Origin of the sequence: Nonomuraea sp. NPDC048892, from assembly GCF_040649735.1 — a bacterium.
In the GTDB taxonomy this organism is placed as follows: Bacteria; Actinomycetota; Actinomycetes; order Streptosporangiales; family Streptosporangiaceae; genus Nonomuraea; species Nonomuraea maheshkhaliensis.
Genome location: NZ_JBEZFZ010000025.1, coordinates 46,919 through 66,456 on the forward strand (window position 1 = coordinate 46,919; position 19,538 = coordinate 66,456).

Genomic DNA, 19,538 nt, shown 5'->3' on the forward strand with positions numbered 1-19,538 from the left:
CGGCGCTCGTCGGGGTGGTCCTGCACGTCCCCCAGCCTAGAGACCTCCTGTCCAGGGCTTTAGCACCCCAGGTCCACCTCACTGCCGACCATGGTCCACATTCTCGCCCCCAACGCTGGACCCAGGACCGATGAGATCCGGCCGCCTTTTCGGTGAACTTGACCCGTGATTGAATTCCACCGCCTCAGCAAGGCGTACCACGAGGTGAAGGCACTGGACGAGGTCTCCTTCACCGTCCAGCCGGGCACGATCACCGGATTCCTGGGTCCCAACGGCGCGGGCAAGTCCACCGCCATGCGGATCCTGGCCGGCCTGTCCCGCCCCACCTCGGGCACGGCCACCGTGCTGGGGCGGCCGTACGCGGAGCTGGAGAGACCCGGCTACGACGTCGGCACCCTGCTCGACGCCGGCGCCCAGCATCCCGGCCGCTCCGGCCGCGAGGTGCTGACCCTGGGTGCGATGATGCTCGGCCTGCCCCGCTCGCGCGCCGACGAGGTGCTGCGGATGGTGGGCCTGAGCCCCAAGGAGGGCAGACGGCCCGTCGGCGGCTACTCGCTGGGCATGCGGCAACGGCTGGGCATCGGTCACGCGCTGCTTGGCCGGCCCAGGGCGCTCATCCTCGACGAGCCGGCCAACGGCCTCGACCCCCAGGGCATCCACTGGATGCGTGGGCTGCTGCGCGACCTGGCCGGCTCGGGGTGCGCGGTGCTGCTCAGCTCCCATCTGCTGCACGAGGTCGAGCAGGTGGCCGACCGCATCGTGATGATCGGCGCCGGCCGGGTGCTGGCCGAGGGCACGCTCGCCGAGCTCGGCCGGGGCCGCGACCTCGAACGGACCTTCCTCGAACTCACCACCCACGCAGACCGGAGCCTGGCATGACCACCGACACGCCGACCGCGTACCGCCTCCCCTTCGGCAGGCTGCTGCGGGTGGAGACCCGCAAGCTGCTCGACACGCGCACCAGCATGATCATGATGGGTGTCCTGGTCGGGGCCGCGGTGGTGCTCGTCGTCGGCCGGGCCCTGTACGGCGGGCCGGCCGACCTGTTCACCCTGGCCGGCACGGCCGGGATCGCCTCGGGGACGCTGCTTCCCGTGCTGGGCATCCTGTCGCTGACCGGCGAGTGGAGCCACCGCAGCGCGCTGACCACGTTCACACTGGAGCCGCGCAGGGGGCGGGTGCTGGTGGCCAAGTGCCTGCCCGTGCTGGTCGCGGCCGTGGCGGCGTGCCTGCTGGCGCTGCTGGTGGCCGTGCCGGCGACCGCCGTCGCCGCGGCCGCCCAGGGCGGGCAGGCCGCCTGGGAGCTCGACCCCGGCCAGGTGCTGGGCTGGATCGCGACGACGATCCTGTCCACCGCGCAGGGGCTCGCCCTGGGCCTGCTGCTGCTCAACGCACCCGCCGCGATCGTGATCTACCTGGTCAGTCCCATGCTGTGGAGCTTCATCGGCCAGCTCGGCCCGGTGGGGGAGACGGCGGGGGAGTGGCTCGACCCCAACAGGACCATCAGCGTGCTGATGAGCTCCGACCTGACCGGCGGCGACGCCGCGCGGCTTGCCGTGTCCGTGGTGCTCTGGATCGTCATCCCCGCGGGGGTGGGCGTTCTGCGGGTGCTGAGGAAGGACGTGCACTGACGTCCCTTTACCCGCAACGTAGATCTTTGCCGGTTTCATGGTGTTTTGTTTGCGTTTGTCCGGTTCGGTCCGTAACGTGGACCTCGTTCCCCGGTGAAGGATCCATCGCGTCACGTCTCGACGAGGTGGTCCCGCCGGACCTCCGGATCCCGACCTCCGTGGATCCAGCCGCGCTCCATGCAGCGTCCGTCACGGCGCGCTGCCCAGATTACGTTCGTCCGCGAGCGCAAGTTCCCGTCCCCTAACAAAGGACCTGAATTTCTTCATGTCTGCTCGCCTGCGTTCCATCGCTCTGCTCGCCGCCTCCACCGTCACCGCGGTGACCATCGGCTCGGCCGCCACCGCGCACGCCGAGACCGGCACCGAACAGCGAGGCGTTCTGCAAGGCTCGACCACCGCGTCCTACTTCTGGGACGACTCCTCCGGCCGCGCCGGAGACACCGGTCTGCCCGCCGCGGGCAAGCCCATGCAGAAGGGCCTGGTCGCCAGCCCGAGCTGGCCGCTCATGACCGAGGGCTACGTCGTCTACAAGGGCAAGAAGCTGCCCTTCTTCGTGGGCGACCGGGGCCCCGGCGACCCCTCCAACCGTGGTGTGATGCTGGACCTGGACGCCAAGACCTTCGCCGAGCTGACCGGCGGCCGCTTCAACCCGGAGACCCTGGGCGTGGACGGCATCGGCGGCGAGGGCCACATCAAGATCGACTACGTCGTCACGAAGTGGGGCGACGGGGTCGGCCGGAAAAACTACCCGGTCGCCTTCTCCACCGGCTCCTGGGCCGAGAAGGACACCCACCCCGTGACCCAGCCGGTCTCCGTCAAGAAGCCCACCGGCTGACCTCCCCCGCCGGCCGCAGTCCGGCCGCACGCTCGAAAGGGGCGCCCCTCCACCACGAGGGGCGCCCCTTTCACGTACGGCTGCCGACCAGCCGACGGGATGCTTGACGCGCACTCGGTGGATCGAGGGGCGACGGCCGGAGTCCGTACGAGCCGGCAGAGAGCGGGGATCAGGAGTAGGTGCCCCAGTAGTAGCCGTAGGGCGTCCACTTGCATTCTGCTTTGATGCCCTTGGTCCGCTTCACGGCGGCTTCCGAGACGCACACGCTCTTGCTCACGGGGCCGTGCCAATGCCATGACTTCGCTTGCGCCGGAGCGGCGTTGAGTGCCGCCACGAACGTCATCGAGACCATGGCCGTCCCGAGGAGGAGGGCGATTCTCTGCTTCACAGGCGAACCTCTCTTCAAGGAGCCCCGCTCTTCCACGTGCAGGGGCTCGGTGGTGGCCACAGCCAAGCAGGCGCCGGTATGCCGCTGGTATGGAGGCCTTCCTGCGATCTACGTTGTAAAGGCGTCCTTCCGAAGTGGATCCTTTCCGGCCGCCCGGTGATCCAAGTGGCGTCCGGGAGACGAATCAAGGTCACCTCTCCGAGAAGGGACTTCGATGGTCCAGCCTCACTGGTTACGCAAGACCCTCGCGGCCGGAGCGATCCTGGCCGCCGCCGCGGGCGTGCTGGCGCCCGCGACCTCCGCCTCGGCCGCGGCATCCGACGCCTCGGCCGCTGTTGTGCCGCCGCCGTACGCGGCTGACCTGCCCGATCTCAGCACCCCTGCCGTGGCCTACGATCGCGCCGCTCCGCCCGTCGCGACCGGTGTCGCCGTGCGCGGGGCCGATGGTGCGCTGCTCTACAGCGCCCGCTCGGGTACCACGTTCGGGCCGCTCCAGTCGCTCGGCGGGGTGATCGTCGGCGATCCGTCGGTGGTGGTGAACAGCGGTGGGATCCATTTCTTCGTCCGCGGCACCGATGACCAGGTCTACACCAACACGATCACCCCGTCCGGCGCCGTCACCGGTTACTCGACGGTGCCTGGCCTGACGGTCACCGGCGATGTCGAGGCGCTCGTGCCCAACCTCGCACCTGCGGGCAGCCTGCGGATCTTCGCGCGCGGGCCCGACGGAGCCGTGTGGACCAACAGCCTCAACGGCGGCGCGTGGGCCGGCTGGAGCAGCCTCGGCGGCTTCGCCACCAGCGACATCACCGCCGCCCGTACCTTCGCCGTCCCGAACGACACCGTCCGGGTGTTCGTCCGGGGCGCGGACCACCGCGTCTACGTGAGCAGGGTGAGCGCCAGTGGCGTGACCGCGTTCGAGCCGCTCGGAGACCTCCAGGTCACCAGCAACATCGCCGTCGCCGAGGATGCTCTCTTCGGCGGCGGCTTCATCGCCGCACGGGGCGCGGACGGCGGTCTCTGGACGCTCAACCTGTTCACGCTCCCGTACGCCTGGAAGCCGCTCGGCGGGACCGCCACCAGCGACCCCGCTTTCAGCTTCCAGGGCAACGTCACCTCTCTGTACGTCCGGGGCACCGACGACGCCCTGTACGTCAACAAGGCGGCCTCGCCCGATGCCGCCTAGCGCGGTTACGAGCGGATCGACGGTGCCGTCTCCGGTAACCCGGCGGCGTTCGGCCCCGGTGTCAGCACGCTGGGGCCCGGATTCCTGCTGGCCCGCCTCGCAAACGGATCCCTGGGCCTGAACGTGGACCCCTCTCCCACGCTCCAACCGCCGCACAAGTTCGGCGGGTTCACCCCGATTCCGGGCCCGGCCGTCGGCTGAGCCACGCCCGCCCGTGCACCGCGAATGACGCCGGCCCGCGTACTGCGAACCACGGTCGCCCGCGTCTGCTGTAACGGTCGCTCGCGTCTCCTTGAGGCGCGGGCGACCGCCCGCGGGTGCGGCGACAGCGGCGGTGATGCGGCCTGGCGGTCAGGACGTCTTCTGCCAGCGCGAGATGTGGCTGCGGCTGTCGCCGGTGAAGGGCGCGCGGTTCCAGCCGGCCCAGCGTTCGCGCAAGGTCATTCCGGCGATCCGCGCCATCAGATCGAGCTCGGACGGCCAGACATAGCGGTGCCGCGTCGAACGGGTCTCCAGCCGGCCGTCCACGACCCAGTAGTGATGGGAGACGGCGAGCTGTGACGCCACGTCGTACTCCTCGAACCCGAGATGCGCCGGCGTCACGGTGAACGGGTGCACGGTCTGGCCCGGTGGCAGGCGACGGAGCTCGGGGATGTAGACCTCGATGACGAACGAGCCGCCGGGTTCGAGCTGGTCGGCCACGGTACGGAAGCATTCGACTTGTTCGTCCTGGGTGGTCAGGTTCGTGATGGTGTTGCGCACCAGGTAGGCGAGGGTGAAGTCGTGCCCGGCCCTGGTGGTGGCGAAGTCGCCGATGGTCACGTCGATGTGCTGGGCGCCCGGTTTGCCGTTCAGCTGGGCCGCCATCGCCGGCGACAGTTCGATCCCGTGCACCCGGACGCCGCGCCGGCTGAGGGGCAGCGCGATGCGTCCGGTGCCGATGCCCAGTTCGAGGGCGCTGCCGCCCGGGCCGGCCAGGGCGGCGAGGAAGTCCACGGCGGGGTCGAGGACCGCGGGCTCGAACAGCTCCGGCCATTTGTCCTCGTACGTCCGCGCAATGTGTTCGTCGAAGTCGTTCTCCGGCACGGAGGTGGTTGTGCCCGGGAACGCACGGTGCGCATCATCTGATTCGGTGAGCCCATGGTGGCGGGTGTGGCCCGGCTGCTCGCCGCCCTCGACGCAGAACTCGTTGCCTTCGGGGTCGGCCATCACCACCCAACCGCCGGGGGTGAGGCTGCGGCGGTCGTCCACGATGCGCGCGCCCAGCGCTTCGAGCCGGGTGAGCTCCTGCTCCTGCGATCCGTCCTGGGGCAAGAGATCGAGGTGAACGCGATTCTTGCCGCGTTTCGGCTCCGGCACCTCGACGAAGACGAGGTGAGGGGAGCTGTCATGGTCGAGGCCCACCCACCAGAACGGGTTGCCCGGCATGTCCACCTTCGTGCGGGGCCAGCGGGTGACCTCGCTCCAGAAGCGTGACATGGAGCCGGCATCGGCGCAGTCGAACGTCACGTTCAGGATCGAGGATCTGCTCACGCCCGCCTCCTCCGCCGGTCTCGTCCCGGCGGAGCCTCGCACGGGTGGATGAGCGCGGCAAGTGGTTTTCCCAAGTGCGGGGCGGGCGGGCCATGGAGGCCCGCCCGCCGTCCGCCGGTCACCTGGTGGACGGGATGGGGACCTTCGACCAGTCGATGTCCGAGCCGAGGTAGAAGCTCGGGTAGGCGGGCTGGTTGTAGGCGGTCTGCTGCCTGGCCACCTCCACCCGGTACTGCGGGTCGTGCATCAGCGTGTACAGCTTCCTGTCGGTCAGCTCGGTGCTGACGTACATCCGCACGGCGCTGCTGTCGGCGGTGCGGACCAGCAGTTCCTCGCGCCAGTCGCCGAACACGTCCGCCACCAGGCCGGGGTTGCCCTTGGTCCAGTTGTTGGTCAGCGTGCCCTCGGCGGTCAGCAGCGTGCCGCGACGGCGGTCGTCGATCGTCGGTGTCTGCAGCTCGGTGGTGGCGGTGCCGTTGACGATCTGGGTGGTCATGTCGGCGGCCCAGCGGATGCTCATGTTCGTGCCGGGGGCGTCGCGGCCCAGGTACTCGCCGCGGGCCGACCACAGACCGGCCTGGATCGCCTGGTCGGGCGGCATCGACGACCAGGTCTCCAGGCCGCGGACGGCCGGGTCGATGTCGCCGGTCATGCCGCGGCCGGTGTCCACGCCGCTGTAGCCGCCGTGGATCACCTCGCCGGTGGCCGCCTCGCGCAGCGCCCAGCCGTACGGGGCCCAGGGGCCGCCCTCGTGCACGGTCCAGATCTCCAGGCCGGGCCGGTCGGGGTCGATGTCGCCGACGTGCATGGCGTCGCCGTGGCCGAGGCGGACGTTCTGGCCGGGCACGTTGCTCTGCGGCGGGGCCACGGCGAAGGAGGAGTAGAGCAGGTCGCCGTCGTCGTCGATGGTGGCGGAGCCGTAAACGACCTCCTGCCTGCCGTCGTCGTCCACGTCGGCCACGCTCATCGAGTGGAAGCCCTGCGTGGTGAGGGTGGCGTACTCGGGGTCGCTGCCGTCCACGCCGTGCGGGGCGGCGTTGAACGGGTTGGCCATCGGGACGTGGCCGCTGTCGACGTACCAGCGCTCCTTGAGCCGCCGGCCGTCCCAGTCGTAGGCGACCAGCGTGGTACGGGTGTAGTAGCCACGGGCGAAGATCGCCGACGGGCGCTTGCCGTCGAGGTAGGCGACCGAGGACAGGAAGCGGTCGACCCGGTTGCCCGGCTCGACCCTGGCCATCGCGTAGTCGCCCCACAGCAGGCCGTCGTCGCCGCGGCCGGGCTTGTAGGGGATCGTCTGCAGCTCGCGGCCGGTGGCGCCCTCGAAGACCGACAGATATTCGGGGCCGGTCAGGACGAACCCGGCGAACTCGCGCAGCCGGTTGTTGCCGCTGCGGGCCGGCGCGTGGACGTCCACGAAGTACGTGGCCAGCTCGACCGCGTCCGCGTGGGAGAGCGGGTAACGGTACTTGGGCGCGATCCCGAACGCCGCTTCGAGCGTGGCCGGCCAGCGTCCGGCGACGACCTCCGGGTGCTCATGCCATTTCTCGAACATGGCGGCAACATGGTCGAAATAGTCTGCCGCGCTTTTTCGATAGTCGTCGGTATTCGCGTATCCGGCTTTGACGTCCGCGCGCGGCATCGTGACATAACGCTCGGAGACGACCTGGCCTCTGCCGCCGTACCGGATGATCTTGGTGCCTGGGGCGGTTTTGAGCATCATCTCCGAACGGCCGTCGCCGTCGAAGTCGTAGACCAGGAACTGGGTGTAGTGGGCGCCGGAGCGGATGTTGACGCCCAGGTCGAGGCGCCAGCGCAGAGTGCCGTCCAGTTCGTACGTGTCCACGTAGGTGTTGCCGGTGTAGCCGCGCTGGGAGACGTCCTTGCTGTTGGACGGGTCCCACTTGACGACGTACTCGTACCGGCCGTCGCCGTCCACGTCGCCGACGCTTAGGTCGTTGGCCGCGTACGTGTACGCCTCGCCGGCCGGGGTCACGCCGTCGGCCGGCTTCTTCAGTGGAAGGTCGTAAAACGTTTTAAGCCAAGGCGCGGCCACGCCGCTCTTGCGGCCTTCGCGGCCCTTGACGATCGGCGCCACCCGGTACTCCGAACGGGCCGTGCCGCCGGTGTCCTTGTAGTTGGTGCTGTCGGTCACGGTGGCGATGGGGCGGCCGTCGCGGTAGACGCGGAAGGTGGCGCCCGTCATGCCGTTCTGGCCGTGGCCGGAGACCTCGTCACCGAGGAGGCGCCAGCTCAGGAAGACGCCTTCGCCGGTGGACGCGGCCACCAGGCCGCGATCGAGCTGCTCCAGGCGGGGGGTGGGGCGGTGGCGGCCCGAGGTGCGGGCGCTCTCCGAGCCCCTGTACGTGCCCGAGGCGTGCACGGCTCCGGCGCCCGTGCTGCCGGTCGTCGCGTCGGCGTCTGTGGCGTCCCTGGCGCCCGCGGTGTTCGCGGTGTTCGCGGCCGAGGGGAGCGCGGTGAGCGGCAGGCAGAGCAGGGCGGCCAGGCCGGTGGCGAGCGCTCGGCGGATGCTGCTGGGGGGTCTCATGGTCACGAGCTCCGCTGATTAAATCGATATAATTTTAGCTGGGAGAGTATTGGTGGATAGCGGCTCCTGTCAAGACTTTGTTACCGGTCGATTTCTGGCGCGGTGAATTGGGGCGTTCGCTGGCAAATGCGAAATAAAGGGAATAAGGCGATTCGCCGGGCGGGCGGTGAGCGGAAACGCCTATGGCGCGAGCTGCACTCCGACACCGGTGAAGCCGGCCGGGACGCCGTCCGTCACCAGCAGGTCGGCCGCGTCCCAGCCGCACACCCGGGTCGGGGCGTTCAAGGCGAACTTGCGCGCGTCGCCGACGACGATCGTCCTGCGGGCGACGGAGATGATCACTGGCAGGCGGCCGGCACGATAGCCGGGGCAGTGGCCGGGGCGGTGATCGCGATGCTGCACACGGTGCCCGCTCTCGCCGTGGGTGGCGTAGCGGGTCGGGGTCGGTGTCCGAGCTGGGGATGGCGCAGAAGGCCGGGGTCAGCGGCCGAGGCGGTGGGTGACGCGTACCCGCCACAAGTCAGGCCCGCAGGCCAGGTACGTGAAACCGTAGTCGTCGTGGCCGGCCGCCAGCGTGTCGCACAGGTCGCTCGGGTCGGTGCTTGAGCACAGGTCGAGCTGCTCGCCCCGCGACAGCCGCCGCAGCCGGTCGCCGATGGCCTCCGTCAGGCGGTCGGCGGGAAGGGCGTCCAGGTCGACGACAGGGCCCTCGGTCAGTGGGTACCAGTGGTGCGGGCAGGCGCCGAGGGCCGAGGTGGAGGTGGCCGGCCTGTCCTGCGCGGCCAGGATCGCCTGCTCGGTGGTGAGGTGGTTCCCGAGCTGGGTGAGCAGGTCGCGGACGGTGGTGGCGAGCTGGGCAGGGGAGCGGGCGCCACGTTCGCGGGCCGCGGCGGCGAGGGTGTCGACGCAGGCGCGCAGCCGGGCGTGGTCGCGGGCCAGCCGGGACAGCTCTGGGGTGGTCTCGTGGGCCGGGAAGAGCAGCCGTTCCTCGTCGGTGACCTGCCTGATGAGCTCGGCGCGCAGGTAGCCGGCCAGCGCGGTCAGTTCGCGGCTCGGCCAGCGGTCCTGCCCGGCCACCCGCAGGACGTCACGGGCCCGGTCGGTGACCTGGGTCAGGAGGTGGGCGTGTTCCATGGTCAGCGTCGTCCGAGTGTCCATGATCCCTTCCTTGAGGCGGGGCGGGCCGGTGCCGGGACTCAGTTTCCGTCGAACGGGGGTGAGGCGCTCTCCCACTCAGGGGGCAGGATCGCGGTGTCCATCCGCCGCAGCTCGTCGCGGTGCAGCGTGCCCAGGCGGGTCAGGACGCGTTCGCCCGCGGGAGCCAGCGTCACCCGTACCGCCCGGCCGTCGCTGGGGTGGGCGGTCCGGCGTACGAGACCCTGCTTCTGCGCCCGGCCTACCAGCTCGACCACGCTGTGGTGGCGCAGCAGCAGCCGGTCGGCGAGCTCCCGCACGCTCGCCCAGTCACGGCCGGGGAAGCCCTTGAGCGCCAGCAGCAGCTGATACTGCTGCGGAGTCAGGCCGGCGGCGCGCACCGCGTCCTCGCTGAAGCGCAGGTAGGCGCGGATCGCGAAACGGAACCTGGCCAGCGCCTCGAAGTCCTGCTTGGTCAGGGGCTCCGGTCGCGCCGCTCCGGTTTCGCCCGCAGGTGCGACGGCGGACTCGTCTGTGTTCGCGGGTACGACGGTGTATTCGGCCGTGTCCGCCGGTACAGCGGCGGATTCGGCCGTGTCCGCAGGTGCGACAACAGCTCCGTCCGTGTCCGCAGGTGCGATGATGGATTCGTCCTGCTCCGGCGCTTCGTCCAGAACGTCGCCCACGATCGCGTCGCCTCTCTCTCGCCTCTCCCAGGTCGCGCGCGCCCTCGGGCCGCACGTGACAGCGTCCATGGATTCCAGTTTATATCGTGCTACGATACAAAAATCCAAGTTAGCGGCATCGCCCTGGAGGTGTGTCGTGCTCGACGACGACGAACGTGCGGCCCTAAGGGACATTCAGCGCCGGTTGGCAGACGACGATCCGGACTTCGCCCGATCGTTCGCCGCCGGCGCGCGACGCCTGGCCCGAGCGGCGACGCCGCTCCTGCCCAAAGAGGCGTACACGATCATGATCGTCTTCAGCGCGTCGTTCGCGGTCATCTCCCTGCTCGCCGGATCGCCGTTCGTCGCGCTGCTGTTCGCCGGCCTGAGCGGCTGGATCTGGTACGCACGCTCGCGCCGGGCGGGGGAGCGGCCGTGACACCGGCGACGCCCAGGCGCCGGTAAAAGGCGCCCAGGCGTCGTCGTGAACGGCTCACCAGTCGTGGACGGTGCCGTCCTTGAGCCGGTTGAACGGCAGGTAGGCCGGCTGGTACGGGAACCGCGCCGCAGCCTGCTCGTCCAGCTCCACCCCGAGCCCAGGCTGCTCACCCGGATGCAGGTAGCCGTCGTCGAACGTGAACGACTGCCGGAACACCTCGTTGGTCGCCGCCCCGTGCTGCATGTACTCCTGGATGCCGAAGTTGTGGATCGCCAGGTCCAGGTGGAGCGCGGCGGCCATGCCGACCGGTGAGATGTCGGTCGGGCCGTGGATGCCGGACTTGATCTGGTACTGCGCGGCGAAGTCGAGCAGCTTCCGCATGGCCGTGATGCCGCCCGTGTGGGTGACGGCCGAGCGGACGTAGTCGATGAGCTGCTCGCGGATCAGAGTCTGGTAGTCCCACACGGTGTTGAACACCTCGCCGATCGCCAGCGGCGTGGTCGTGTGCTGCCGGACCAGGCGCAGCGCGTCCTGGTTCTCGGCCGGTGTGCAGTCCTCCAGCCAGAACAGGTCGTACGGCTCCAGCGCCTTGCCCAGCTTGGCCGCCTGGATCGGCGTCATCCGGTGGTGCCCGTCGTGCAGCAGCGGCAGTTCGGGGCCGAACTCGTTACGCACCGCCTCGAAGACGCCGGGCAGGTGACGCAGGTAGGCCCGGGTGTCCCAGTCCTCCTCGGCGGGCAGCGGGGTGCGCTGGGCCGGCTCGTAGTCGTAGCGCTTGCCGTCCACGCTGGGCTGGGCGGCGACACCGTACACGGCGTTGATGCCCGGCACGGAGGTCTGCACCCGGATCGAGCGGTAGCCCAGCTCCAGGTGCCGGCGGATCGAGTCGAACAGCTCCTGCTCGTCCCGGCCCGACGCGTGCCCGTACGCCATGATCCCGGTCCTGGAGGCGCCGCCGAGCAGCTGGTAGAGCGGCATCCCGGCGGCCTTGGCCTTGATGTCCCACAGCGCCACGTCCACGGCCGCGATGGCGGCCATGGTGACGGGCCCGCGCCGCCAGTACGCCGAGCGGTAGAGGAACTGCCACGTGTCCTCGATGCGGTGCGCGTCTCGCCCGATCAGCAGGGGGACGACGTGATCGGCCAGGTAGGAGGCGACCGACAGCTCGCGCCCGTTGAGGGTGCCGTCGCCCAGGCCGGTGATGCCGTCATCCGTGGTGATCTTCAGGGTGACGAAGTTCCGGTCCGGACTGGTGACGACGACGTCCGCGGCGATGATCTTCACAGAGGTGCCTTTCTCACAACAGGGATGGGGCTCACCATTCCGCGAACGAGCCGTCGCGGTGCCGCCAGATCGGACCGCGCCAGGCGTGCCCCCGCTTGTCGGCGGCGCGGACCGAAGCCTCGTCGATCTCGATGCCCAGGCCGGGCGCGGTGAGCCGCTCGATGTGGCCGTCCGCGAACGCCAGCGCGGCCCCGTCGACACAGTAGTCGAGCACGTCGGCGCCCCGGTTGTAGTGGATGCCGATGCTCTGCTCCTGGATCAGGTAGTTCGGCGTGGCGAAACCCACCTGAAGGCAGGCCGCCAGCGCGATCGGGCCGAGCGGGCAGTGCGGGGCGAGCTGCACGTCGTACACCTCGGCCAGCGCGGCGATCTTGCGTACCTCGGTGATGCCGCCGGCGTGCGAGAGGTCCGGCTGGGCGACCGCGATGCCGGCCTGGAGGACCGGCAGGAACTCCTGCCGGCTGTAGAGCCGCTCGCCGGTCGAGACCGGGACCGGCGTCGAACGGACGAACTCGCCGATCAGGTGCGAGTTCTCCGGGACGACCGGCTCCTCCAGGAACAGCGGCCGGTACGGCTCCAGCAGCGGCGCCAGCCGGCGGGCGTTGGCCAGGGTGAAACGCCCGTGCAGGTCCACGGCCACGTCGCGGGTGTCGCCGAGCACCTCGCGGGCGGCGGCCACCCGGGCGACCACGCCGTTCAGCTCGGCGACCGAGGCGAGCGGGCTCATCCGGCCGGAGGCGTTCATCTTCACCGCGGTGAGCCCGGCCTCGACCTGGGCGGCGATGTGGTCGCGCACCTCGCTGGGCTCGTCGCCGCCGACCCAGCCGTACACGCGGATCCGGTCGCGGACCGGGCCGCCGAGCAGCTGGTGCACCGGCGCGCCGAAGTGTTTGCCGGCGATGTCCCACAGCGCCTGGTCCAGGCCCGACACGGCGCTGGCCAGGATCGGCCCGCCCCGGTAGAACGAGCCCTTGGTCATCACCTGCCAGTGGTCCTCGATGCGCAATGCGTCCCGGCCGACGAGCAGCTCGGCGAGCTGGTGCACGGCGGTGCGCACGGTCTCCGAACGCCCCTCGCAGGTGGCCTCGCCCCAGCCGACGACGCCCGAGGCGGTCTCGACCCGGACGAAGAGCCAGCGAGGGGCGACCAGGAAGGTCTCGACACGCGTGATGGTCGTCATGCCCTCAGCCCTTGGTCGCGCCGGCGGTCAGGCCGGAGACGACGTACTTCTGCACGAACAGGGCGATCACCATGATCGGCAGTGTGACCACGGTGGTCGCGGCCATCAGGCCGCCCCAGTCGATGCTGGCGTACCCGACGAAGTCGAAGATCGCCACCGGCAGGGTCTTGGTGTCGGCGTCGGACAGCACCAGGGCGAACATGAAGTTGTTCCAGGAGAAGATGAACGACAGGATGCCCGCCGTGGCGATCCCCGGCACCGACAGCGGCAGCGTGATCCGCCGGAACGCGCCCACATGGGTCAGCCCGTCGACCAGCGCCGCCTCCTCCAGCTCCTCGGGCAGGCTGTCGAAGTAGCCCATCATGATGTAGACGACCAGCGGCAGCGACACGAACATGTGGCTGATGATCAGCACCCCGAAGCCGCCGACCAGCTTCAGGTTGGAGAAGACGTAGAACCAGGGGACCAGCAGCGACACGCCGGGGATGACCCGGGCCATCAGCACCACCAGCGCCGACTTGCGCATGTTGAACCGGCTCATCGAGTACGCCGCCGGCACGCCCAGGATCAGCGAGAGCACGGTCGCGGCGAAGGCCACCCAGAGGCTGTTGAGGATGAACTCGACGTAGTTCGCCTGCTGGAGCACGTTGGCGTAGTTGGCCAGGGTGGGGACGAAGGCCAGCGCCTTGCCGGGGTCGTAGATGTCGACGTTCGTCTTGAACGACGCGGCGACCATCCAGATCAGCGGCGCGATCAGCCCGAGCACCACGACCGTGAGCGCCACCCCCCGGAACACCTGGTAAGCGGTCCGGGGTCTCATCGCTGCGCCTCCTTGCGCCGGGTGGTCAGGGCCCACATCGCCCCGATGATGATGAGGAAGAAGAGGATGAGGACGGTGGAGGAGACGCCGTACTCGTTGTAGTCGAAGCTGAGGCCGTAGGCGTACACGTTGAGCGTCTCGACCTCGTGGAAGGAGCCGCCGCCGCGGCCCTTGGTGGCGTACAGGATGTCGAAGGTCTTCAGCGCGTCGATGCCGCGCAGCAGGATCGCCACCGTCAGCGTCGGCATCAGCAGCGGCAGGGTGACGTGACGGAAGCGCTGCCAGGTGCTGGCGCCGTCGATGCGCGCTGCCTCCTGCGGCTCCTCCGACAGCGAGGTGAGCCCGGCCAGCAGGATCAGCACCACCATCGGCGTCCACTGCCACACGTCGATGAAGATCGTCGTGGGCAGGGCCGTGTGCTGGCCGGCCAGCCACGGCTGCGGCCCGATGCCGACCCAGCCGAGGGCCTGGTTGGCCAGGCCGATGTTCGGGTCGAAGATGAGCCGCCACATCATGCCGACCGCGACCGGGGTGGCGACCAGCGGCAGCAGGATGGCGACCCGGACCCAGCGCTCGCCCTTGAACGGCCGCCACAGCAGCAGCGCGATCGCCATCCCCAGCACCACCTCGAACAGCAGCGCCACGACGGTGAACGTGGCGGTCCGCCCGACGGCCGGCCAGAACCGTTCGAAGTCGGTCAGGACGTCGAGATAGTTCCGCAGGCCGATGAACTCGCTCTCCGCGCGCACGGACCCCTCGGCGTCGGTCAGGCTGAGGTAGCCGGTCCAGGCCAGGGGAAAGACGAGCAGCGCGGCGACGAAGATCATCGCGGGCGCGGCGAACAGCCACTTGCGGTGGTGATCGACCCAGCGGGCCCAGCCGGGCGTGGCGGGGGCGGTGGCGGCGCCGGGCGGCGCCTTGGTGGTGGTCGTTGCCATGAGGTCTCCAGATGAGGCGGAACTGCGGAGGTGCGCGGGCGACGGTCCCGTCGCCCGCGTGCGCCGCTTACCGGGCCTCGTCGTCCAGGAACTTCTGGAACGCGGTGTTGGCGGTGTCGGCCGCCGCGGCGGCGTCCTTGCCGGTGATGGCGTCCACGATCGGCTGGCCGACGATCTCGCGCGACTCGGCGACCTTCACGACCAGGGGCCGGTCATGCCCCACGCCGGTCTTGGTGCTGGCCGCGATGGAGTCGGCGAGGTCCTTCGGGAACGTCGAGATGCCCTCGGGGTTGTCCCAGACGGAGGCGCGGGCGCCCGGCACGCCGGACTTCTGCTGCGCGAGCGTCTGGTCCTTGCCGGTGGCCCACTCGATGAACTTCCACGCGTTCGCGGTGTTCTCGGAGCTGGCGTTGACGCCCAGCGCCCACGACGGGATGTTGTACGGCTTCGAACCCGCCGGGCCGGCCGGGAACGGCGCGAAGCCGACCTGGTCCGACACCTTGGACTTGGCCGGGTCGGTGGCGTTCTTGTACAGGGAGTTCGCCTCGGTGTAGAAGGCGGCCTTGCCCTGGGTGAAGATGGCCATCGCCTCGGGCCAGCCCATGTCGGTGCTGACGTTCGCCGGCCCGGAGTCCTTGATCAGGCCGCCGTAGAAGGCGTACGCCTGCTTGGCCGCGTCGCTGGCCACCGCCGACTTGCCGCCGGCGTCGACGAAGTCGCCGCCGAAGCTGTAGAGGAAGCTCGAGAACTGGGTGACGGCCGCGGACTTGCCGGTACGGGCGACGAACCCGGCGACGCCGGGGTCGGACGCCTTGATCTTGGCGGCGGCGGCCTTCAGCTCGTCGAGGGTCTTCGGCGGGCCGTCGAGCCCGGCCTTCTCCAGCAGGTCCTTGCGGTAGTAGAGGACCTCCTGCTCGGTGATGATCGGCACGCCGACCGGCTTGCCCTCGTAGGTCGTGGCCTCCTTCGGGCCCGCCTGGAAGTCGGCGAAGTCCCAGTTCGCGTTCGCCTTCACCTGGTCCGACAGGTCGGCCAGGTACTTGTTCTTGGCGAAGAGCTTGCCCTCCTGCAGGGGCCGGTACATCATCACGTCGATGTCGGACGAGCCGGCGTTGAGCTTGACGTTGTACTGGTCGGACAGCTGGTCCTCACCGAGCTGGGTGACCTCGACCTTGAGCCCGGACTGCTTCTCGAACTCGGGCAGGGCCTTCTTGATGTTGTCGGTCCACACGTGGTTGGCCAGCGTGACCCGGACCGTGTTGGATCCGCCCTCGCCGCTGTCGCCACCGCCGCCGCAGGCGGACAGGCTCATGGCAACAACCACGGCCAGAGATGGGCCGATTATCGATCGATGTCGCACGTCATCTCGCCTTTCGTCATGGTCGCCGCCCCCCGGTAGAGCGCCACGCACTCGTAACATCCGTTTAATGTCGGGATGCTAGGCCAAAAAAGCTGACTTATTCAAGTATCGTCTTTCAATTGATATGCTTTGTCCGTGACCCAGTCCTCCCCCAGGGGCGCATCCAGCCCACAGGCCCCTGCCGAGGCTGGGCTCCATGCTCGTGTCCTCGACGAACTCGGCACCGTCATCTGCAACGGCGACCCGCCCGCGGGCTCCGTCCTCAGCATCGAAGACCTGGTCGACCGCTACCAGGTCTCCCGCTCGGTGATCCGCGAGGTGCTGCGGGTGCTCGCTTCCATGGGGCTCGTCGAGACCCGGCGCCGGGTCGGCATCATGATCCAGCCCGCCGAGGCGTGGAAGGTCTTCGATCCGCAGGTGATCCGGTGGCGGCTCGCCTCCGGCGAGCGGATGGCGCAGATGCGCTCGATCACCGAGCTCCGTACGGCCATCGAGCCGTACGCCGCCTGGCTGGCCGCCGAACGCGTCCACGACGACGAGGCGAGCGATTTAGTGGGACTCGCCGCCAAGATGTGGGCCGCGGGCAAGGCGGGCGACGAGGCCCGCTTCCTCGACCTGGACATCGACTTCCACCGGCGGGTGCTGGTCGCCTCGGGCAACGAGATGTTCTCCGAGCTCCAGCTGATCGTGGCCGAGGTGCTGGCCGGCCGGCACCACTACCACCTGATGCCGCACTACCCCGACGAGGAGGCGCTGCAGCTGCACACCGACGTGGCCCACGCCATCCAGCGGCGCGACGGCGAGCGGGCCAGGCGGGCCATGGTGCGGATCATGGAGCAGGGCTTCGCCGAGATGAAGTCGATGTGGGAGCAGACCGCCGAGCCCGGCGGGGAGTGACGCATCGCCCCGGCCGGGTGGCGTTCAGGATGTCGGTGAGAGCGGCCGGCCGGGCGCCAGCCGGGCCGGCGGCGGTAGCGGCTCGGCGCCGGGGGCGGCGCGCAGTGCCTGGACGGCCAGCGCGGCGAAGCGCCGGGAGGCCGCCACCCGGCCCGCCGGTGTGGCCGCCTGGAGGCCGTTGTTGGCCATGAGGACGAGAATGAGATCGTCCAGCACGAAGTCGGGGCGCAGCTTCCCGGTGGCCTTGGCCCGGCGGGCCAGCTCGGCGACCGCGTCGAGCGTGTGCCCCCGGCTCGTGGCGAAGTCGATCGCGCCAGGGAACGTGGCCATGAAGGCCGCGGTGAAGCCCCGGTCGCGGGCGTGCAGCTCACAGATCCGCTCGATCACCTGGCAGAAGCCACGCCACGGATCAGGGTCGTCGAGCCCGTCCGCGACGATGACCTCGCAGGCGCGCATCTGGTCCGCGAACGCCTCCGTGGCCAGCAGCTCCTTGGTCGGGAACCGCCGGTAGAGAGTGGCAGGGCCGACCCCGGCGCGGCGCGCGATCTCCCGCATCGGCACGTGCAGGCCCTCGGCGGCGAAGACCGTGCGGGCGGCTTCGAGGATGCGTTCGCGGTTGTCGAGGGCGTCGGAGCGCAGCTTGTGAGTCAAACGGTCGTCCACCGTTCTCACTTTAGCTAAACGGACGGGGGCGTCCACTAGTGTCCTCAGGGCTTCGACCTTGTAAGGAGACGACAGATGAAGGCAGTTGCCATCCAGAAGTTCGGCGGCCCGGAAGGACTCGCGGTCGTCGACGTGCCCGACCCGAGCCCCGCCGCGGGCCAGGTGGTGATCACCACCGAGGCGATCGGCGTCGGCGGTGTCGACGTCCTGATCCTCAGCGGTGCTCTGGCCGGGTACGGCTTCCAGGAAGGTCACATCCCGGGCGGCGAGATAGCGGGCACCGTGACCGCCGCGGGCGACGGTGTGGACCCGTCCTGGCTCGGCCGGCGCGTGTGGGCGTTCACCGGCGAGGGCGGCGGCTACGTGGAGCAGGCCGTCGCCCCGGCCTCGGCGCTCGTCCCGCTCCCCGCGGACATGTCCGCCGCCGACGCGGTGACACTCGGGAGCTCCGGCATGGTGGCTCAGTTCGCGCTCCGCCATGCCCGTTTCGTCCCCGGCGAGTCCGTGCTGGTGCGCGGCGCGGCCGGTGGCATCGGGGTCATGGCGGTCCAGCTCGCGGCCCGTGACGGCGCCGGCGCGGTGGCGGTCACGACGTCGTCGGCCGAGCGGGGCGAGCGGCTGCGCAAGCTCGGCGCGACCCACGTGCTGGACCGTTCCGGTGAGGGAGACGACAGCGCGCCCGCGGCGTACGACGTCATCATCGACATTGTCGCCGGCGCGGGCCTGCCGTCGCTTTTCGCCAAGCTCAACCCGAACGGCCGCCTGGTGGGCGTCGGCGCGGTCGCGGGCTTCCCGCCGGCGGACTTCGGCATGGAGCTGTTCGCGGCGTTCCGTAAGTCGCTGTCGTTCGCGGTCTTCAGCGCCGACTCCGTGCCGCACGACGACCGGCGCACCGCGACCGTCGGCCTGCTGGCCGCGGCGGGCCGGGGTGAGCTCGAGTCGGTGGTGCACGAGGTGCTGCCCCTGGAGCAGGCCGCGACGGCGCACCGCAAGATGGTCGCCGGCGAGGTGTTCGGCCGGCTCGTGCTCACGCCGTCAGGCAGCTGACGCCAGAGGGGGCGTCAGTCGAAGGCCAGGACGATGCGGCCGTCGGCGGCGCCGGACGACTGCTGCTCCCATGCCTGTGCGGCCCGTTCCAGGGGGACCACCTCGTGGGTCACGGCGAGCCGGCCCGCCGCCGACTGCTCGGCGACGTAAGTGACGGCCGCCGCCCGCTGCTCCCTGGACAGCTCGTTGTTGGTGTAGCCGAGGATGCGCAGTGACCGGCTGCGCAGGGTGGCGGAGTCGAGCGGGCACGTCTCCGCCGCCGCGCTCCCGAGGTTGACCAGCCGCCCGCCCTGGCCCAGTGTCCTGGCGCCCGCCGCGGCGGGGACGCCGTAGAGCGGGTCGAGGACCAGGTCCACCGGCCCGTCACAGGCGTCGGCGAACCGCCGCGCGAGCCCCGCCACGTCGTCCGAACCAGCCGGGGGGAGGGGGACGACGGCGTCGGCGCCTGCCTGGCGGGCTCGTTCGAGGCCGGCCGCCGAGCGGGCGGCGGCCACGACGCGGCGCGCGCCCGCCAGCCGGGCGAGCTGGATCGCCGCCTGCCCGACCGCGCCGCCCCCGCCGAGCACCAGCACCTGCTCGCCCGCGGCCAGCTCGCCCCGCCAGGTCAGCGCCAGATACGCGGCCACCGCCGACAGCCCGAGCGCCGCCACGGCGTACGGGTCGGCGCCTTCGGGCAGCTCGACCAGGTCCTCGGCCCGTGCCAGGGCCAGCTCCGCCATGCTGCCGTCCCCTGGAGCCATCCCGGCCGCGGTCGGGAACCACACGAGCCGCCCGCCGGCCGAGCCCACGCCCTGGACGCCGGGCACGTACGGCAGCGCGGGCGTCCCGAAGTAGGACGTTCCGGTCGCGCACAGCAGGTCCAGCGGGGTGATCGGCGCGGCGACGACCCGCACCGGTTCCAGCCCGGGACCCGGCACCGGTTCCGGGCGCGCGGCCACGGCCGGCGGCCGCCCGCACTCGTCGATCTGGAGGGCACGCATCATCGGGCTCCCG

General features: G+C 70.4%; 20 protein-coding genes. 7 read left to right on the forward strand and 13 right to left on the reverse strand.

Going from position 1 to position 19,538, the window contains the following annotated elements:
- The first annotated feature begins 165 nt into the window (after positions 1-165).
- The 3 genes from AB0C28_RS45030 (at position 166) to AB0C28_RS45040 (ending at position 2,466) form a co-directional block, all read left to right on the forward strand.
- Positions 166-879, forward strand: coding sequence for an ATP-binding cassette domain-containing protein (locus AB0C28_RS45030; protein WP_357857438.1), 714 nt, complete (start codon positions 166-168; stop codon positions 877-879).
- On the forward strand, positions 876-1,631 hold the full coding sequence (locus AB0C28_RS45035) for an ABC transporter permease (RefSeq protein WP_358082038.1): 756 nt from the start codon (positions 876-878) through the stop codon (positions 1,629-1,631). Before AB0C28_RS45030 ends, AB0C28_RS45035 begins: the two co-directional genes overlap by 4 nt.
- 265 nt (positions 1,632-1,896) lie before the next feature.
- Entirely contained in the window at positions 1,897-2,466 is a 570-nt protein-coding gene (locus AB0C28_RS45040) for a hypothetical protein (protein ID WP_357857444.1), read from the forward strand.
- Positions 2,467-2,635: 169 nt separating this feature from the next.
- Here AB0C28_RS45040 and AB0C28_RS45045 read toward each other — a convergent pair whose 3' ends face one another.
- The gene (locus tag AB0C28_RS45045) at positions 2,636-2,854 is read right to left on the reverse strand and encodes a hypothetical protein (RefSeq protein ID WP_357857447.1); all 219 of its coding nucleotides are present in this window, start codon (positions 2,852-2,854) and stop codon (positions 2,636-2,638) included.
- A 214-nt stretch (positions 2,855-3,068) separates the two neighbouring features.
- Here AB0C28_RS45045 and AB0C28_RS45050 point away from each other — a divergent pair, with 214 nt between their 5' ends.
- Entirely contained in the window at positions 3,069-4,040 is a 972-nt protein-coding gene (locus AB0C28_RS45050; RefSeq protein ID WP_358082041.1) for a hypothetical protein, read from the forward strand.
- Between the two features lie 351 nt (positions 4,041-4,391).
- Here AB0C28_RS45050 and AB0C28_RS45055 read toward each other — a convergent pair whose 3' ends face one another.
- From AB0C28_RS45055 to AB0C28_RS45075, 5 genes are all read right to left on the reverse strand, one after another.
- Entirely contained in the window at positions 4,392-5,573 is a 1,182-nt protein-coding gene (locus AB0C28_RS45055; RefSeq protein WP_358082044.1) for a VOC family protein, read from the reverse strand.
- 118 nt (positions 5,574-5,691) lie between these two features.
- Positions 5,692-8,118, reverse strand: coding sequence for a rhamnogalacturonan lyase (locus AB0C28_RS45060; RefSeq protein ID WP_358082047.1), 2,427 nt, complete (start codon positions 8,116-8,118; stop codon positions 5,692-5,694).
- A 180-nt stretch (positions 8,119-8,298) separates the two neighbouring features.
- Entirely contained in the window at positions 8,299-8,520 is a 222-nt protein-coding gene (locus tag AB0C28_RS45065; RefSeq protein ID WP_358082050.1) for a hypothetical protein, read from the reverse strand.
- Positions 8,521-8,598: 78 nt separating this feature from the next.
- Entirely contained in the window at positions 8,599-9,276 is a 678-nt protein-coding gene (locus tag AB0C28_RS45070) for a hemerythrin domain-containing protein (protein WP_357857461.1), read from the reverse strand.
- A 38-nt stretch (positions 9,277-9,314) separates the two neighbouring features.
- Entirely contained in the window at positions 9,315-10,007 is a 693-nt protein-coding gene (locus AB0C28_RS45075; protein ID WP_357857464.1) for a MarR family winged helix-turn-helix transcriptional regulator, read from the reverse strand.
- Between the two features lie 67 nt (positions 10,008-10,074).
- On the opposite strand from AB0C28_RS45075, the gene AB0C28_RS45080 reads away from it, so the two are divergent.
- A complete protein-coding gene (locus AB0C28_RS45080; RefSeq protein WP_357857467.1) occupies positions 10,075-10,356 on the forward strand; it encodes a DUF3040 domain-containing protein in 282 nt (93 codons plus the stop codon).
- A 54-nt stretch (positions 10,357-10,410) separates the two neighbouring features.
- Here the strand turns inward: AB0C28_RS45080 and manD are convergent, their stop codons facing one another.
- The 5 genes from manD to AB0C28_RS45105 form a co-directional block, all read right to left on the reverse strand.
- Complete coding sequence (gene manD, locus AB0C28_RS45085; RefSeq protein WP_357857470.1) at positions 10,411-11,640, reverse strand: D-mannonate dehydratase ManD; 1,230 nt, start codon at positions 11,638-11,640, stop codon at positions 10,411-10,413.
- Between the two features lie 31 nt (positions 11,641-11,671).
- Positions 11,672-12,820 carry a galactonate dehydratase gene (gene dgoD / locus AB0C28_RS45090; RefSeq protein ID WP_357857473.1) on the reverse strand — a complete coding sequence of 383 codons (1,149 nt, stop codon included), beginning with the start codon at positions 12,818-12,820 and terminating at the stop codon, positions 11,672-11,674.
- A 4-nt stretch (positions 12,821-12,824) separates the two neighbouring features.
- Positions 12,825-13,640 carry a carbohydrate ABC transporter permease gene (locus AB0C28_RS45095; protein WP_357857475.1) on the reverse strand — a complete coding sequence of 272 codons (816 nt, stop codon included), beginning with the start codon at positions 13,638-13,640 and terminating at the stop codon, positions 12,825-12,827.
- On the reverse strand, positions 13,637-14,578 hold the full coding sequence (locus tag AB0C28_RS45100; protein WP_358082053.1) for a sugar ABC transporter permease: 942 nt from the start codon (positions 14,576-14,578) through the stop codon (positions 13,637-13,639). The genes AB0C28_RS45095 and AB0C28_RS45100 overlap by 4 nt, the downstream gene beginning before the upstream one ends.
- 67 nt (positions 14,579-14,645) lie before the next feature.
- On the reverse strand, positions 14,646-15,890 hold the full coding sequence (locus AB0C28_RS45105; protein WP_357857480.1) for a sugar ABC transporter substrate-binding protein: 1,245 nt from the start codon (positions 15,888-15,890) through the stop codon (positions 14,646-14,648).
- A gap of 183 nt (positions 15,891-16,073) precedes the next feature.
- Here AB0C28_RS45105 and AB0C28_RS45110 point away from each other — a divergent pair, with 183 nt between their 5' ends.
- Complete coding sequence (locus AB0C28_RS45110) at positions 16,074-16,835, forward strand: FCD domain-containing protein (RefSeq protein WP_357857482.1); 762 nt, start codon at positions 16,074-16,076, stop codon at positions 16,833-16,835.
- Between the two features lie 24 nt (positions 16,836-16,859).
- Here AB0C28_RS45110 and AB0C28_RS45115 read toward each other — a convergent pair whose 3' ends face one another.
- Positions 16,860-17,498 (reverse strand): helix-turn-helix domain-containing protein, encoded by a 639-nt coding sequence (locus tag AB0C28_RS45115; protein ID WP_358082056.1) that lies wholly within the window; start codon positions 17,496-17,498, stop codon positions 16,860-16,862.
- A gap of 75 nt (positions 17,499-17,573) precedes the next feature.
- On the opposite strand from AB0C28_RS45115, the gene AB0C28_RS45120 reads away from it, so the two are divergent.
- Positions 17,574-18,545: a zinc-binding dehydrogenase gene (locus AB0C28_RS45120; protein WP_358082058.1), complete on the forward strand. Its 972-nt coding sequence runs from the start codon at positions 17,574-17,576 to the stop codon at positions 18,543-18,545.
- Between the two features lie 14 nt (positions 18,546-18,559).
- Here the strand turns inward: AB0C28_RS45120 and AB0C28_RS45125 are convergent, their stop codons facing one another.
- A complete protein-coding gene (locus AB0C28_RS45125; RefSeq protein WP_358082060.1) occupies positions 18,560-19,528 on the reverse strand; it encodes a zinc-binding dehydrogenase in 969 nt (322 codons plus the stop codon).
- Between the last annotated feature and the right edge of the window lie 10 nt (positions 19,529-19,538).

Coding starts and splice junctions, on each gene's coding strand:
- AB0C28_RS45035 (WP_358082038.1), top strand. CDS start 876: ATGACCACCGACACGCCGACCGCGTACCGCCTCCCCTTCGGCAGGCTG.
- AB0C28_RS45040 (WP_357857444.1), top strand. CDS start 1,897: ATGTCTGCTCGCCTGCGTTCCATCGCTCTGCTCGCCGCCTCCACCGTC.
- AB0C28_RS45050 (WP_358082041.1), top strand. CDS start 3,069: ATGGTCCAGCCTCACTGGTTACGCAAGACCCTCGCGGCCGGAGCGATC.
- AB0C28_RS45060 (WP_358082047.1), bottom strand. CDS start 8,118: ATGAGACCCCCCAGCAGCATCCGCCGAGCGCTCGCCACCGGCCTGGCC.
- AB0C28_RS45070 (WP_357857461.1), bottom strand. CDS start 9,276: ATGGACACTCGGACGACGCTGACCATGGAACACGCCCACCTCCTGACC.
- AB0C28_RS45075 (WP_357857464.1), bottom strand. CDS start 10,007: ATGGACGCTGTCACGTGCGGCCCGAGGGCGCGCGCGACCTGGGAGAGG.
- dgoD (WP_357857473.1), bottom strand. CDS start 12,820: ATGACGACCATCACGCGTGTCGAGACCTTCCTGGTCGCCCCTCGCTGG.
- AB0C28_RS45095 (WP_357857475.1), bottom strand. CDS start 13,640: ATGAGACCCCGGACCGCTTACCAGGTGTTCCGGGGGGTGGCGCTCACG.
- AB0C28_RS45100 (WP_358082053.1), bottom strand. CDS start 14,578: ATGGCAACGACCACCACCAAGGCGCCGCCCGGCGCCGCCACCGCCCCC.
- AB0C28_RS45105 (WP_357857480.1), bottom strand. CDS start 15,890: ATGAGCCTGTCCGCCTGCGGCGGCGGTGGCGACAGCGGCGAGGGCGGA.
- AB0C28_RS45120 (WP_358082058.1), top strand. CDS start 17,574: ATGAAGGCAGTTGCCATCCAGAAGTTCGGCGGCCCGGAAGGACTCGCG.
- AB0C28_RS45125 (WP_358082060.1), bottom strand. CDS start 19,528: ATGATGCGTGCCCTCCAGATCGACGAGTGCGGGCGGCCGCCGGCCGTG.